Below are 15,739 nucleotides of genomic sequence, written 5' to 3' on the forward strand. Positions count from 1 at the left end.
CGGATCACGGGCTTCTGCGCACATTTTCCCCGTAAAACTGTATTTTTACTTGACTTGTCTTTTCTCAACTGTCAATATCGATGAAATGAATTTTGTTCATTTTTTGATATTATCAAAAAAAGTTAATAGAATATATTTTATGAGTTGGTCTGTATGTATGGTTGGTGGCAAGTTTTTATAACCCACATGTCCTGTCGGACACAACGAAGATAGGGTCGTAGACGCGGAGCCAAATGGCATTATGCCGCAACGCTCACCATCAACTGATAATGTCTCCTCAATAACAAGTTGCCGTTTTTTTGAGATGTGTCTCAAAAAATGCCTGGATCATCAAATACAACGAATCCCGAAAAAATAAAATTTAAAATCAGGATTGGAATTGCCCATGTCCCATTTGACAGTTTCCAACGTGACCCTTTCCTTTGGCGGTCTCAACGCGCTTTCCAGGGTGAACATGAAAATAGAACCCGGGTTGATCACCTCCATCATCGGGCCCAATGGTGCCGGTAAAACCAGTATTCTCAATTGCATTTCAGGGTTTTATCATCCCACCCGGGGGGAGATCCACTATGGAGATACCCCATTGACCCACTGCTCCCCCCATGAAGTTTCCAACATGGGGATAGCAAGGGCCTTTCAGAATCTGGAACTTTTCAGCGGTTTGTCCGTCCTGGATAACCTTCTTCTGGCCCGGCATCAGAATCTGAAATACAGTTTTTTCCAGGCCCTGATATTTTATGGGAAAGCTTCTCGCATGGAGGCGGAAAACAGGGCCTTTGTGGAAAAAATCATTGATTTCATGGAGCTTGAACCTTACCGCAAAAGCATGGTGGGCAATTTAAGTTACGGGGTGCAAAAAAAAGTGGAAGTGGCAAGGGCGCTTACCCTGGCGCCGGAACTTTTGCTGCTGGATGAACCCATGGCCGGGATGAACCTTGAAGAAAAAGAAGATATTGTCCGGTTCATCATTGATATTCAGCAGGAAAGAAACACCACCGTGGTGCTGGTGGAGCATGATCTCGGGGTGGTGATGGATATTTCAGATCAGATTTATGTGCTGGATTTCGGCCAGGTCATCGGGTCCGGCACCCCTGAAGAGGTGGCGGCCAACCCCACCGTAATTGAAGCCTATATCGGAGAAGCGTAAATTGCATATGGAAAACAACGATGAGCTGTTAACCTTCACCATTCCCCAACTGCTGCGGTGGCGGGTTAAAATATCCGGAGAGCGGGTGGCCCTGAGGGAAAAGGATTTCGGGATCTGGAACTGCTACACATGGAACGCCTATTACGATCATGTGCGAAAAACGGGTCTGGGACTGAAATCCCTAGGGGTCCGGAAGAGCGACACCATCGCCATCATCAGCGATAACATCCCGGAACTGCTTTTCATGGCCATTGGCGCCCACAGCCTGGGAGCTGTTTCCGCCGGTGTGTACCAGACGAGCATGCCCCGGGAAATCGCCCAGATCCTCACATACCTTAAGGTTTCAGTGGTGTTCTGCGACAACCAGGAACAGGTGGATAAACTGGTGGACATAAGGGATGAGATTCCCGGCGTAAAACAGGTGGTTTACGAAGATCCCCGGGGCATGCGAAGCTATCAGACAGATCCCTGGTTCATGGATATCAAGGCTTTGTATGAACGGGGTGAGGCCCTGCACAAAAAAAATTCGGATCTGTTTGAGTCTCTGGTGGACCAGGGCAGACCCGATGATCCCTGCCATCTGTGCCTTACCTCCGGTACCACCGGTCTTCCCAAGGGCACCATCATGACCCATGTAAATTATATCAACATGGGGGTTCAGATCACCCGGGTGGACCCCCTGGAACCCACGGATGAGTATGTCTCTTTTCTTCCCTTTGCCTGGATCGGCGAGCAGATGAACTCCTTTGGCATTGCCATGGCCACCGGTATCACCATTAATTTCCCGGAGTCTGTTGAGACCGCCATGGCGGATCTAAAGGAGATCGGCCCCCATTTCATGTTCGGGGCTCCCCGGATTTATGAGACCATTCGATCGGAAATCTGGCTAAAAATTGACCAGTCCTATTGGCTGAATAAAGCCCTGTACACCTATTTCATAACGGTGGGGGAAAGGGCGGCCACCTATCGCATGACGGGTCAATCCATGCCCCTGGGATTAAAAATAAAGGCATGGCTGGGAAAGCAGATCATCTTTCGGCCCCTGATCAACCAGATCGGTTTTTTAAGATTGCGCAGGGCCTACACCGGTGGAGCGGCCCTGGGCCCGGAGCTTTTCACCTTTTACCAGGCCATCGGTGTGAATTTAAAGCAGATTTATGGTCAGACGGAAATCACAGGCATTGCCTACATGCATCGGGATGGGGATGTGCGTCCGGACACCGTGGGGATGCCGCTGCCCGGTACTGAATGTAAAATCTCCGAAACCGGGGAAATCCTTTCCCGTTCTCTGTCTGTGTCTCCGGGGTATTTTGATCTGCCGGAAAAGAGTGAAGAACTCCTTGAAGGCGGGTGGCTTCATTCCGGGGATGCCGGGTATATTGATGACCGGGGGCATCTTGTGGTCATCGATCGCATATCTGATGTGATGCACAACAACAAAGATGAGATGTTCAGCCCCATGTTTCTTGAAAACAAGCTGAAATTCAGCCCTTACATTAAAGAGGCGGTGATCTATGGGAATCAGATGGATTATGTGGCGGCGCTGATCAACATTGATCCCATTGTGGTGGGAAAATGGGCCGAGGACCGGGGTATTTCCTATACCACCTACATGGGGCTGTCTGCCCATCCAGAGGTTGCCCGTCTGGTGCAGGAAGAGATACGACGGGTGAATGAAAATGCGGAAAAATCCCATTTCCGTATCCGACGCTTTGCCCTCCTGTATAAATTACTGGATGTGGACGACGGCGAACTGACCAAGACCGGAAAGATCCGAAGGCAGTTTGTCCGGGATAAATACCAGGATCTCTATGACGGGCTTTACGACGAAACCTGCAGCGAAAAAGAGGTTGAGGCCTTTTTTCAGTATCAGGATGGGCAGTCCGCCACCGTTAAAACAAAGATCGCCTTTTATACCCTGGAGGCGCTTTAATACGTCGTAAATTCTCATTCTTTATACTTTATTTGCTGTTTAGAAAATTCAATGACCATATGTATGGTTGCAAATGGGAGAATTTATGACTGACGAGGAGGTTAGATGAGTTATTTTTTGCAGATAGTGGTCAGTGGTATTGTGGTGGGCTCCATTTATGCCCTTGCCGCTCTGGGGCTGGTGCTTGTGTATAAATCCAGCCGAGTGGCCAATTTTGCCCATGGCCAGCTCATTGCCGCCGGGGCTTTTGTGGCCTATGCCCTCACCGTGTGGGCGGAGATTCCCATTTTTTTCTCTTTTATCATCAGCATGGCCGTGACCTTTTTTCTGGCCATGTGTGTGGAAAAAGTCTTTCTGCGACGACTTATCGGAGAGCCCATCATATCGGTGATCATGGTGACCATCGGTCTTGCCTCCATTCTGGATGGACTGATTTATCTTACCCCCTTTGGCAGTGAAAATTTTTCTTTTCCCAGGTTTCTGCCGTCAACCCCCCTGAGTTATGGCGGGGTATCCATCTCCTGGACCCAGCTGGTGGGGGTGATTGTCACCATGGTGCTCATCGCGGGGTTTTCCTGGTTTTTTAAAAAATCAACGGTGGGGATTTCCATGCGGGCTGTTTCCGACGATCAGTTTGCCGCCATGTCTGTTGGGATCAGTGTTCAGCATGTGTTTGGCCTGGCCTGGGCAACGGCGGGTCTGTCCGCCGCCGCCGCCGGATGCATCATCGGCAATATTACGGGCCTGAACTTTGACACCCTCCATGCCTTCGGGGTGGTGGTCTTTCCCGTGGTGATACTGGGGGGGCTTGATTCCATCCTGGGGGCCGTGGTGGCTGGCATCATCATGGGGCTGATCCAGCAGTTTGCCGGTGGATATCTGGACGGTAACTGGGGACTCAGCGGTACCGGGGAAGTGATGCCCTATATTATTCTTTTAATTATTCTGCTGTTTAAACCCCATGGACTGTTCGGCATCCATGAAATTGAGAGGGTGTAATCCATGTCATCAAATCAATGGCTGGCCACGGGTAATTTTTTTACCACATATAAACAGGAGCAGCGCACCTTTTTCACAAGCCTTGACCGATCCATTTTCTGTGTGTTCATTGGTCTGCTGTTTGTCTGGCCCCTGTTTTTTTCTTTGAGCAACAAGTACATGCTGGTGATGGATTCCACCCTCATCGCCATTGTTGCGGTGATGGGGCTTAATCTGGTAACCGGATTTGCCGGGCTTATCTCCATCGGACATGCCGCCTTTGTGGGGGTGGGGGCCTACACAGTTGCCGCTTTCTGCCGGGTGCTGGGGGACACCACCCTGGCCGTGACCCATTTCTGGCCGATTTTGATTCTCCTGGGGGGAGGGGTGGGGGCCGTGTTCGGCGCGGTGGTGGGGCTGCCGGCATTGAGACTCAAGCATCTGTACCTTGCCATTGCCACCCTTTCGTTCCAGATGATTTTTGAATGGACCATCAACTTCATGACTTTTTTCAACCAGGGCCAGACCATTTCCGTGGGGCGGGTGTTCTGGGTTGGCGGCAAGGTGTCCAGAGGCGACCATTATCAATTCTGGTACTATGTGATCCTTACTGTGATTATTATGTCCGGGTTTGGCATCCGCAACCTCATGAAGACACGGTATGGGAGATGTCTTGTTGCCGTGCGGGATAATGATCGGGCTGCTGATGCCATGGGGATGCATCCCGGGTTTACCAAGGTGTATGCCTTTGCCCTGTCCGGATTCATGGCAGGCCTGGCAGGGGCGCTTCATGCCTATCTGTACCGGGGGGTGGGGTTTGAATCCTTTACCCTGCACCATTCCATTTCTTATCTGGCCATGGCCATTGTGGGGGGGCTTGGCACCCTGAACGGATCATTCTGGGGGCCTGTGGCCATTCAATTTCTGGAACTTCAGGTGGAGCGGTTTGCTGGCTTTGCAGGAGAATTCCTTCCTTCCAGCATGAACCTTGCCACGGCGTTGAGGCCATTAACCTTCGGGCTTGTAATTGTTTTGTTTCTCATGTTTGAGCCCCGGGGCATTGCTAACTGGTGGCGTATTGTTAAGTCTTATACCAAGAAGTGGCCCTTTCGATATTGAATGCCCAGTGTTGGGTGGGGATGTAATGAATGATGAAAATGTACCCTTTTCATATAAACCCGCATGTCCTGGCGGACACAACGAAGATAGGGTCGTAGACGCGGAGCCAAATGGCATTATGTCGCCCCTCCCCCGACGGGCAATGGGCCCGGACCGGAACTGTAAACAGCTCGATTGTCCGGTTCCTATTGCCCATCGGGGGAGGGGCTCTGCTGAGGTTGCCTTGGAGGCTGCCATTTCATATAAAAGTTTTTTTAAAAAGGGAAAATGGAGAGAACTATGGAAATCAGAAAAAAAGAATTGCTGGCCATGTGGATGATGTTGATGGTGGTTCTGGCCTTCACCTGCCAGGCCCATGCAAAGGAATACAAACTGGGTCTTTCCCTTGCCATCACCGGACCCACCTCCGATGCCGGGAACCCCTATGCCAAGGGTGTGGAGGATTATTTTAATTTTGTAAATCAAACCAAAGTGCTGGGGGAGGACACCATTCAATGCACCATCAGAGATGATCAGTACCAGACCTCCGTGACCAAACGAAATTTTGAAGAATTTCTGGATGACGGCATTGTGCTTTATCTCAATTATTCCACGGGAAGCACGCTTGGCTTGAAAAAAGATTTTGAGGAGGAAAAAATTGCCGTTATTCCCGCCTCCTTCCATGCCGGTAACTTGACGGATTCCCATTATATCTTTTTGCCCATCGCTTCCTATTCCGAACAGGTGGTAAGCCTGGCCGAATACATTGCCGATCATCATAAAGGCGCCAAAGCCAAGGTGGCCATGTTTATTCATCCTTCCGCCTTTGGCCGGGGGCCGGTGGAAGATGCACAAAAATCCGTTGCCGCCGGATTGAACATTGAAATTGTGGAAGTGGTGGAACATGGCAAGGATCTGGACAGTACCGCCATGCTTAAACGTCTCATGAGCAAGGGCGTGCAGTATGTGATCTGTCATACGGTGCAGTCGCCGGTGGCGGCCATGATTAAAGATGCAAGCCGATTGAGCATGGTGGCACAGACCTTTGGGCAGGAAGGTAAAATCACCTTCATGGGTGCCCATTACACCGGTGGTAATGATCTCATTGACCTGGCCGGTACGGCGGCAGAAAATTTTTACTGGACTACCTCCTACAATATTACCTCGGAGCAAAACGAAGGTACCACAAAGCAGCTGGCCCTGGCCAAAATGTACAACCGGGACGAGAAAGCCGCCAACTCCCATAATTATGCCAATGGCATCATGGTGGCACAGGTGGCAACGGAAGTCATTCGCCGGGCAAAGGAAAAGGGGCTTGAGATCAACCGGGAGAATCTTTACAACGAACTCAATGCCATGAACGGTGACAATGCCTATTTCCCCTATACCACGGTGGGGCCGGTGACCTATTCCAAGACAGACCACGCCGGGGTGGATATGCTTCAGATCTACTGTGTAAAGGACGGTGTCTTTAGAAAGGTGGGAGAGCCCATCACTTCCAAGTACATGAAAAAGATACAATAACTCCTTACGTTTTCAGGGCTGGTCATAAGATGGACCACTTGTCATCATTGTTGGATCAACGGGGTCAGGCTTGTGTTATTGGCGTTATCGGCCATAGCCTGTGCAAATGCCGAAACCAACGATAATGCCAATAACGCAAGCCTGACCCCTCCCCAGAGTGGTCTATGTTGTGACCAAGGCAGGTTTTTACTTTGCAGTGCCTGGAAGGCATTAAACAGCCTAACGTCAAAAAGTTGGTGATAATGAAAGATAAATTGTTGGAAGTCAATAATATTGAGGTGGTGTACAATGACATCATCCAGGTGCTGCGAGGGGTGAGCCTTAACGTGCCCGAGGGGAGCATTGTGTCTCTTCTGGGCACCAACGGGGCTGGGAAAACCACCACCCTGAGGGCCATCAGTGGTCTTTTAAAACCGGAGAACGGGGCCATCCGGGAAGGGGTGATTCATTTTAATGGTGATGACATCACGGCCCTGAACGGTACGGACATTGTTAAACGCGGGGCCGTCATGGTTCCAGAAGGACGTCGGGTGTTCAAGCATTTGACGGTGAATGAGAATATCCGTGTGGGCTCCATCACCCGCCGGGACGGTGCCGACAATATCCGTAAAGACAATGAACTGATGTACCGGCATTTTCCCCGGCTGTCCAATATCACCAACCGCATGGCCGGGTACAGCTCCGGGGGCGAGCAGCAGATGATCGCCATTGCCCGGGCTTTAATGGCTGCCCCCACCATGCTCATGCTGGATGAACCTTCCCTGGGGCTGGCCCCCCTGCTGGTAAAGGAGATATTTGAAAATATCCTGAAGATTAACCGGGAAATGGGTACCACCATCCTGGTGGTGGAGCAGAATGCCCGCATTGCCCTTGGGATTTCCGATTATGCCTATATCATGGAATCGGGACGTATTGTTCTGGAAGGGGCATCAGAAACCCTTCAGGACAATCCCGATGTCCGGGAATTTTACATGGGCATCACCCAGGGCGGAGGCCGGAAATCCTTTAAGAATGTGAAATCCTATAAACGTCGTAAACGGTGGATGTGATATTTATATGCTTTCACGGATGGATGTGTTTGGGATGGAATTGTGCTACCCGAATATTTACGTGTGATTTTGATTTGAATCTGTTATTTCAGGGAGATGTCCATGAAAATAATGGTCGGATACAATGGAGGAGATGTGGGGATTCGTGCACTGGCGCTTGCCAGGGATTATGCCCTGCTGCGCGATGCCGAGGTGTATGTTATCACCTCAATGGAAGGCGGACCCAAGGAAAAACTGGCCGATGTGCAGAAGGCGGACGCTGATCTGAAATTTGCCAGGGAATTTATGGAAGCCGCCCATCTGACCTGTATTGCAGAGCAGAGTGTCCGGGGATTTTCTCCAGGTGAGGATATTGTTGAATTTGCAAAAGAGCACCACATGGATCATATTTTTCTGGGAATCAAGAAAAAATCAAGGGCCCAGAAACTGATCATGGGGTCCACGGCACGGTATGTAATATTAAAGGCACATTGCCCTGTGACCACCATTAATTGATCTACAGGGCTTATCATTGATCCATGGGGCTTGATCGCACCACCGATGATTTCGGGGTGGGGTCAGGCCTTTTGTTTTTTAATGGGAAGTGTCGGTGGAAAGGGTTGCGTAGGCCTGTTGAATTTCCTTGAACCGTTTTTCTGCCAGCGCCTGAAATTCTTCACCCAGATGGGATACCCGGTCGGGGTGGTATTGCTTGGCAAGATTCAGGTAAGCTGTCCGGATTTCCTCCTGGGGGGCTTCCGGGGAGACCCCCAGAATTTCATGGGGGGATTTGGTTTGACGGGGTTTGTTTTCGGAGCTGTCTTCCTGCCGTGCTTTCTGGTTGCGGCTACCGGAAAAAGTCTCCTGTTGGCTATTTTTCCCGTTACCCTGGGACCTGCCGGTGCTCTGGGAATTGCTGGCACTCTGGTAGTTCTGGGACCTGCCAGCCCCGTACCGGGAGGCGCCTTTTTTGGAAAAAATGCCGGGAAATTTTCCGGTTCTGAGAAAATAAATCAGCATGGAGATGAGAACGGTATCATCAATCCATCCAAGAAAGGGAACCATAAAATCGGGGATGAGATCTATGGGACTAATGACATAGATGATCACCGCCAGGGTGATGAAAAATTTTGACAGCTGACTCATTGGCGGGAATATCCTCTCCAAAGGTTACATGCCCAGATCTTCAAGGGGGCTTGTGATGCGGGAGATGTCTTTGTCCATGACATGGGTGTAACGTTCCGTGGTTTTGACATCTGCATGCCCCATGAGTTCCTGCAGCACTCTTATATTGATACCATTTTCCAGCATGGTGGTGGCAAAGCTGTGTCGTAAGGTATGGCAGGTGACCCTTTTGTCAATGCCTGCTCTGTTGGCCGCTCTCTTTACTGCCTTTTGCAGTCCCGATTCCAGAACGTGATGTCGTCGTTCAACCCCCTGCCGGGGATCAATGGAGCGCTTTTTTGATGGAAACACATATTGCCATTGGGTCTCCATGGAGGCATTTTTATATTTTCGGCCCAGGGCTGCGGGAATGTATACCTCTCCGAATCCTTCTTCAAGATCCCGGTGGTGCAATGCCTTTACCTGTTCAATATGGTATTTGAGTTCACGGATAATCGGTTGGGGCAATATGGTGCTTCGCCACTTGTCCCCCTTTCCCAGTACATGAATCCGTTTTTGGTCAAAATCAATATCCTTGATACGTAACCTTACGCACTCCATGAGCCGCAAGCCTGAGCCATACAGGATTTTTGCCATCAACGCATGGGTTCCCTCAATGTGCTGAAAAAAGGCCTGAATCTTTTTTTTGCCAAGGACAGTGGGTAACATAGGTCTTTTTCTGGAACGAATGGGTAGGATTTTTCCTTCCAGCGGGAGATCCAGCACTTCACGGTAAAGGAAGACAATGGCATTGAGGGCCTGTCGCTGGGTGGACGCGGAAACCTCTCCCTTCACCACCAGGTCTGAGAGAAAACGTTCCACATGATGGGCCGCGAGATCCCGTGGATGGACGTTTCCACCGAAAAAGCGGATATACCGCAATATCCATTGGCAATAGGTCTGTTCCGTCCGATAAGCGTAGTGATGGTATCTCAGTACCTCGCGGACCTGATCTATTAATTTAAATTTGGGATTGGGGTGGAATTTCGGTTGACTTTCCATGTTAAAGATGATGGTATCATAATAAGTAGAAAAATGGAACTTAAAATATCATAAGTGGAAAAGTTTTCTTTGTTAGGAGTTTAATATCGTAATAAGTGGAAAATCATGGTATCTATTACAGTCAATAGCATGGAAAATTTCCACTTATTAAAACTTTAGCCTTGGAGTTGCTGCCGCATTTAGGCCAGAAAAATTTATGAACAGGGATAGATAGAGTTGATTGATCAAGCGCGAAAAGAGTTATTCGATAATTGGGCGGTTCAATACGACGAGGCCGTGTCAAGCTCAACAGGGCAATACCCCTTTGACGGATACGATGATGCTCTGTCTGCTGTGGTGACGTTAGCAAAGCCCCGTCCCGGGTCGATGGTGTTGGATTTGGGGACGGGAACAGGCAATCTGGCCGAGCGCTTTGCAAGCCAGGGTTGCACTGTTTGGGGCGTCGATTTTTCAGAAGCAATGTTAGAAAAGGCCCGCGTCAAGTTTCCTGAAATTAACCTTGTTTATGCAGACCTGCTGGGCGAATGGCCTCAAACGCTACCCACCACGTTCGATCTTGTTGTCTCAGCGTACGTTCTGCATGAGTTCGACATGATCAATAAGGTAAGGCTTATCAGCCGCGTGGCAGAAAAATACTTAAAACCTGGAGGTCGCATCCTGATCGCAGATATCGCTTTCCCGAGCGCAGCTGCGAGGGACGCTGCTGCAGAGACTTGGCGCGACACTTGGGATGATACCGAGCACTATTGGGTCGCAGAGGAAATGCTGGAAGTTATTGAAGGTGCTGGGTTCAAGATGCAATTTCAGCAGGTTTCAAGTTGTGCCAACATATTTCAGCTTTCGAAAACTGGCTAACCAATGCGTCAACGCGGATTGCTTTTTCCGCTAGCGCTCCAAAAGCAACCGGTTACGCTAGTCGTTCGGTGTATAAAATAGTGACCACATTCTTTCTTAAATTTAAGGTCTTGCCAACCCCAGAAAATCTTCATGTTGGTGATGTTGAAGGGGCATATGCTGCCTGCTGGATAAAAGAGAAAAATCCACAAACTGCTTTTTGGAAATGCTGTTTTTTTATCTCAAAATTTGACTGGACTATAGTAGAAACAGAAATATACCCAACGGAAGTTTGTGAAGATGATTTTGCTCAAAAAGACATTGGACTAGAGCAATTTCGAAAAGCACAACTCGACGGTATATCAATTTTTTACACAGCATGGGCGAGAGATGGCAAGTCTACAATAGGGCCAATTACTCAATCAGCCTCGCACCGTTTTAATACCAATAAATATTTAAATGGTCAGAAAAAATTAAAAAATTCCAAAAGATGCCTTCATTTTGATGCTGGTAGCGACTGCAATGGCGTAATTAATGCTCATTCTATCCAAAAAAATGGGTGCCTTTCCTCAATTCAGGTTAATGGAAAGGTTTATGCTATTTCAAAAGACCTTTCAGATTTAAAATCCCATGGTGGGAGAGCAATTCTTAAAAAGCAAGGAATTACAAAACAAGTATCTACTTTCTTTGGCTTTTGTGGTTTTCACGACAATGCTCTTTTCGAATTAATAGACAACAATCCATTAATTCCTACCGATGAGCAGGTCGTCTTGTATGCCTACCGTTCTATTTGTAGAGAGCTATTTGTTAAAGAAAATTCATACAACCTAATGCAAAGCCAAATAGAAAAACAAACACTTAATCATGCTTTAGTGAAATTGTTTGAGGGTATGACTGTTGGGACAAAGTTTGGTTTGGATAACCTGAGAATAGAAAAACAAAAATATGACTTAATGTTGAAAAACGAGAACTATCATCAAATAAGGTATGCTTTATTCATATCATCAGAAAATCCATGTCTCGTATTTTCAGGGCTGTTTTATCCAGATTTCGATTTCATGGGCAGATCTTTACAGGATCTCAGTAATACAACTAATGAACTGAACTTATTAACATTCTGTTCAGCTAAAATGGAATATGGCTGGGGGTTCTTGTTCGCATGGCATGAAACAAGTTCTTTGGCATGTAATGAATTTATTAAGTCACTAGCCACAAGAGTCTATGAAAACACCGCTATAGAAGATTTTTTGTTTAGGCTTGTCGTTTCCAATTGCGAAAACTTTGCAGCTTCACCTACGTGGTGGGAGTCCTTGTCAAACACCGAACGAGATGCGGTTGAAGAGCAAATATCGAACATGGCTGACATCTTTTCTTTGACTCAGTCAAACTATTTGTCTGAAGGGATTTCAGGGGTTTGCCCCTGGAAGTTTGAAAGCGTAATAACAAATATGGAGTGAGCACCGAACCAGGCGGTTCACTTGACGCCGTGAACGTCGGAGGCGCTGACGCTGCAAGGTTTAGTGGCGGAGCAAGTGACCTTGATCGTTAGCGGGAAAACCTATAGAGAGACAAAGATGCATCGGGTTCTTAATTTTTATTTTCGTTCTTGCTATGATTTTGTCATTTGATGTTTATGCAAAAAGCGGCGTTCATAAGGGACGTCATGAAGCCGGATTGAAATATTAAATTCAACCCCCTGAATTTCTACTTCTTCCTGAGCATACTTACAAGCCCGGGAAAAAATGTTGAGTTGGCCCTTAACTGGCGGTGATAACAATGTTACCATGTACCGGTATAAGCGTTTAAAGAGGAAATATGAAAGTTTTAAGTTCTCCCCTAACAATTGGGCTTTCCATCACCCATAAGTGTAATTTGAAATGTCAGTATTGCTCGCATTTTAATCTGGATGATGCGACCTCTAACAAAGAAGATCTTTGCACAGATAAATGGACTGAATTTTTTCAGGAGTTAGAGGAATGTCGGGTTCGCAATGTAATCCTTCAGGGAGGAGAACCGTTTGTCAGACAAGATATCAGGAAGTTGATTGCAAGCATTGTTGAGCATAACATGAGGTATTCTATTTTAACCAACGGCACCCTAATTGATGAAAAAGATGCTCAATTTATCGCAACAACAAATCGGTGTGATATTATACAGGTTTCCATAGATGGTTCATTGTCCGAAACTCATGAGGCATGCAGGGGGAAAGGTAGCTTTCAAAAGGCACTTAGAGGATTGAGCTATTTGATTCAGAATAAAGTCCCGGTTACAGCTAGGGTCACCATACATAAGTATAATATGAACGATTTACCTCAGATCAGCTATTTATTGTTAGAAGAATTGAAACTACCGTATTTTTCGATAAATGAAGCGTCTTATTTCGGATTGTGTAAAACATTCTCTAATGATATCCAATTATCAATTGATGAAAAATCAACGGTAATGGCATCATTATTAAAACTGAAAGGAAAATACAATGATCGAATTCAAGCTTCTGCCGGACCGTTGGCACAGGTAATAAAATGGAAAGATATGTTGTTTGTTGAATCGAAGAAACAAGTTCTACTGCCTGAAGGTGGTTTTTTAAGTGCATGCAATGGGGTGTTTAATAAAATAGACGTGCGATCCGACGGCGTAATTGTTCCATGCCTTTTGTTGGATAATATCGAATTGGGAAAAATCAATGATAGAGATCTAAAAAATATTTGGAAGCATCACGCATCACTTAAGAGGTTACGCTCCAGAAAGAAAATTCCGTTAACGGAATTTGAGTACTGTAGGGACTGCAATTATATTTATAATTGTAAAGGAAGTTGCCCGGCTTTGGCATTATCGTACTGCGGCGATCCCTATGTCCCTGATCAAGAAAGCTGTCTAAGATATTTTCTAGAGAATGGGGGTCGACTGCCGAACAATGTATACTAATGATCTCAGTCAAACAAGGCTTGAACAGGGGGATAGTTTTTATAAAACATATCCATTAAATAAGATATATTTTCATTTAGCTGATTATTGTAATCTAAAATGTCGCCATTGCTGGATTGAGCCAGGGAAAAAAACTTGGAAAAATGGATCTCCTTTTTTAGATTACGACTTGTTTGTTTCTATTCTGGAACAGTCATCATCCCTGCAGGTAGACTCCATTAAATTAACAGGCGGTGAACCACTCTCTCATCCTCGAATATTGGATATTTTGGAAGCGATAAGAGAAAAGCAATATTACCTTTCTTTGGAGACCAATGGCACTCTATGCACAAAAGAGATATCTAGGAAAATCAAAAATTGTTCCTTCAATACTATGGTTGCTGTGAGTTTGGACGGAGCAGATGCAAAAACCCATGAAAAAATTCGGCAGGTTCCAGGATGCTTTGACTTAAGCTTAAACGGAGTTGAAAATCTTGTCAATGAAGGTATTTCCCCTCAGATCGTTGCAACTATATTCCAATCCAATAAAGAACAACTGGATCGTATTGTCCGTCTCTCTGAAAAAATCGGAGCTTGTTCGGTAAAATTCAATATCCTTCAACCTGTAGGTAGGGGGCAAGAATTATTCGAAAGTGGGAGTGCCCTATCTGTTAATGAAATTTTAGAACTCGGTGTATGGGTAGAAAATGAACTTTCTCCCAATTTCTCTATTCCAGTCTTTTATGATTATCCAATGGCCTTTCGTCCTCTGGGGAGATCTTTCGGGAAAAGCAGTTCTGGATGTGGAAGGTGCGGCATCCTAAATGTTATAGGTGTCCTGTCGGATGGCTCTTATGCACCTTGCGGAATCGGCCAAACTGTGGAGGAATTGATTTTTGGCCATGCAGCGGAAGATGATTTAGCTAAAGTTTGGAGGGAAGCCAAACTATTAAACCAGATTAGATTTGGTTTGCCCGATAAACTGAAGGGCGTATGTTCTAATTGCCTGATGAAATCCCTATGCATGGGTAGTTGTATTGCCCAAAATTATTTTACGACAAAAGATTTTTTCAGTTCATTTTGGTTTTGTGAAGAAGCCTATAAAAAAGGGGTGTTTCCAAAAAAACGTTTAAATACGAATTGACAGATGTATATTTCTTTAACTCATTATTATTAAAAGGAGGATGCTGTGGCTGAACATGAAAGAAAAAATTCTGGAGAACTAACGCTTGAATGGGAAACGCCAGGATTGATTGATATTGATGGTAATCACCCCTCACATTTAATATCAGATAGTTATGATTATGAATGCCGGAATGGTCATGGTGCTGGTGGCCCCGGGTTGAGATGCCAGATGGGCATGGGGTTGGTATATTAAGCAAGACGGTCTCGTAAAAAGTCGGAAATTGTGCTGTGTCTGCGAAGGTAGGCATCCAGAACTGGTTGAAATGACAGGATTTTTGTCTCTGTATGGATGATGTTAAAACACTTTTCGGGGCTTTTTGCAAATGCATCAAGAAAGGGGGGTGACAAAAATGGATAAGTTTGTTGAAAAACCCTGTAAAAATGAGGATGTGGTTTTTCGGGAAGAGGAAGATAACTGGGGTATTTTATTCCACCCAGATCAGGCAAAAGTATATGCCTTGAACCCTGTCAGTGCCTATATTTGGAAACACCTGGATGGAGAACATAGTGTTCCGGACATTGAAGATAAATTAAAAGCCGTTTGCAATGATATACCGGAGAATCCTACGCAATTTATCAGTGCTTTTATCGAAGATCTTTGGGAAATAGGCTATTTGGCAGAATGATTTCGGAAGCGAAAGCTTAGCGAACAAACAACCATTGACATTCCTTCTGACTGGGATTTGGCAAGAGAGGAATTTGAAGTGGGTGGATATTTATGATCATTCATCCTGCGTATGATGTGATAAATGTTTTTTCGAAAGGGAGAGCGCGCAGTTTAATTGAATATCACAAGTTCCACCATAATGATTCCGCTAACAAAACGCTGGAAGGGTCCGGACGGTCTGCTCCGTTTTTAACACATTCGGTTTATGGAAAGAAAGTACTCAGTTACTCCAAAAAGCTTTGGGTTTATGCCGCCCAGCCCCTCAGCTCCCCGTT

16 protein-coding genes are annotated in these 15,739 nt (G+C 46.4%); 14 read left to right on the forward strand and 2 right to left on the reverse strand.

Features of this window, described 5'->3' with window-relative positions; translation table 11 throughout:
- The first annotated feature begins 385 nt into the window (after positions 1-385).
- The 7 genes from ACYQ2M_RS18460 (at position 386) to ACYQ2M_RS18490 (ending at position 8,224) form a co-directional block, all read left to right on the forward strand.
- Positions 386-1,147, forward strand: coding sequence for an ABC transporter ATP-binding protein (locus ACYQ2M_RS18460; RefSeq protein ID WP_459917852.1), 762 nt, complete (start codon positions 386-388; stop codon positions 1,145-1,147).
- Positions 1,148-1,154: 7 nt separating this feature from the next.
- A complete protein-coding gene (locus ACYQ2M_RS18465) occupies positions 1,155-3,080 on the forward strand; it encodes an AMP-binding protein (protein WP_459917853.1) in 1,926 nt (641 codons plus the stop codon).
- Positions 3,081-3,185: 105 nt separating this feature from the next.
- Positions 3,186-4,079, forward strand: coding sequence for a branched-chain amino acid ABC transporter permease (locus ACYQ2M_RS18470; RefSeq protein ID WP_459917854.1), 894 nt, complete (start codon positions 3,186-3,188; stop codon positions 4,077-4,079).
- A gap of 3 nt (positions 4,080-4,082) precedes the next feature.
- Positions 4,083-5,177 (forward strand): branched-chain amino acid ABC transporter permease, encoded by a 1,095-nt coding sequence (locus tag ACYQ2M_RS18475; protein WP_459917855.1) that lies wholly within the window; start codon positions 4,083-4,085, stop codon positions 5,175-5,177.
- A 279-nt stretch (positions 5,178-5,456) separates the two neighbouring features.
- Positions 5,457-6,680 carry an ABC transporter substrate-binding protein gene (locus ACYQ2M_RS18480; RefSeq protein WP_459917856.1) on the forward strand — a complete coding sequence of 408 codons (1,224 nt, stop codon included), beginning with the start codon at positions 5,457-5,459 and terminating at the stop codon, positions 6,678-6,680.
- 242 nt (positions 6,681-6,922) lie between these two features.
- Entirely contained in the window at positions 6,923-7,729 is an 807-nt protein-coding gene (locus tag ACYQ2M_RS18485) for an ABC transporter ATP-binding protein (RefSeq protein ID WP_459917857.1), read from the forward strand.
- Positions 7,730-7,831: 102 nt separating this feature from the next.
- Complete coding sequence (locus tag ACYQ2M_RS18490) at positions 7,832-8,224, forward strand: universal stress protein (protein WP_459917858.1); 393 nt, start codon at positions 7,832-7,834, stop codon at positions 8,222-8,224.
- 78 nt (positions 8,225-8,302) lie between these two features.
- Here ACYQ2M_RS18490 and ACYQ2M_RS18495 read toward each other — a convergent pair whose 3' ends face one another.
- Positions 8,303-8,854: a DnaJ domain-containing protein gene (locus ACYQ2M_RS18495; RefSeq protein WP_459917859.1), complete on the reverse strand. Its 552-nt coding sequence runs from the start codon at positions 8,852-8,854 to the stop codon at positions 8,303-8,305.
- A 24-nt stretch (positions 8,855-8,878) separates the two neighbouring features.
- Positions 8,879-9,874, reverse strand: a complete 996-nt coding sequence (locus ACYQ2M_RS18500; protein WP_459917860.1) for an integron integrase — start codon at positions 9,872-9,874, stop codon at positions 8,879-8,881.
- A 216-nt stretch (positions 9,875-10,090) separates the two neighbouring features.
- Between ACYQ2M_RS18500 and ACYQ2M_RS18505 the strand changes: the two genes are divergently transcribed.
- The 7 genes from ACYQ2M_RS18505 to ACYQ2M_RS18535 all read left to right on the forward strand — a co-directional run.
- Positions 10,091-10,729: a class I SAM-dependent methyltransferase gene (locus tag ACYQ2M_RS18505; protein ID WP_459917861.1), complete on the forward strand. Its 639-nt coding sequence runs from the start codon at positions 10,091-10,093 to the stop codon at positions 10,727-10,729.
- Entirely contained in the window at positions 10,693-12,165 is a 1,473-nt protein-coding gene (locus tag ACYQ2M_RS18510) for a hypothetical protein (RefSeq protein ID WP_459917862.1), read from the forward strand. Before ACYQ2M_RS18505 ends, ACYQ2M_RS18510 begins: the two co-directional genes overlap by 37 nt.
- A 358-nt stretch (positions 12,166-12,523) precedes the next feature.
- Positions 12,524-13,633 (forward strand): SynChlorMet cassette radical SAM/SPASM protein ScmE, encoded by a 1,110-nt coding sequence (gene scmE, locus ACYQ2M_RS18515; RefSeq protein ID WP_459917863.1) that lies wholly within the window; start codon positions 12,524-12,526, stop codon positions 13,631-13,633.
- Entirely contained in the window at positions 13,623-14,756 is a 1,134-nt protein-coding gene (gene scmF, locus ACYQ2M_RS18520; protein WP_459917864.1) for a SynChlorMet cassette radical SAM/SPASM protein ScmF, read from the forward strand. The genes scmE and scmF overlap by 11 nt, the downstream gene beginning before the upstream one ends.
- Before the next feature lie 45 nt (positions 14,757-14,801).
- Positions 14,802-14,990, forward strand: coding sequence for a hypothetical protein (locus ACYQ2M_RS18525; RefSeq protein ID WP_459917865.1), 189 nt, complete (start codon positions 14,802-14,804; stop codon positions 14,988-14,990).
- Positions 14,991-15,147: 157 nt separating this feature from the next.
- Entirely contained in the window at positions 15,148-15,423 is a 276-nt protein-coding gene (locus tag ACYQ2M_RS18530) for a PqqD family peptide modification chaperone (RefSeq protein ID WP_459917866.1), read from the forward strand.
- A gap of 92 nt (positions 15,424-15,515) precedes the next feature.
- A partial coding sequence (locus ACYQ2M_RS18535) for a hypothetical protein (RefSeq protein WP_459917867.1) occupies positions 15,516-15,739 on the forward strand: 224 nt, incomplete at its 3' end.

The organism is Desulfocicer niacini (genome assembly GCF_054657595.1).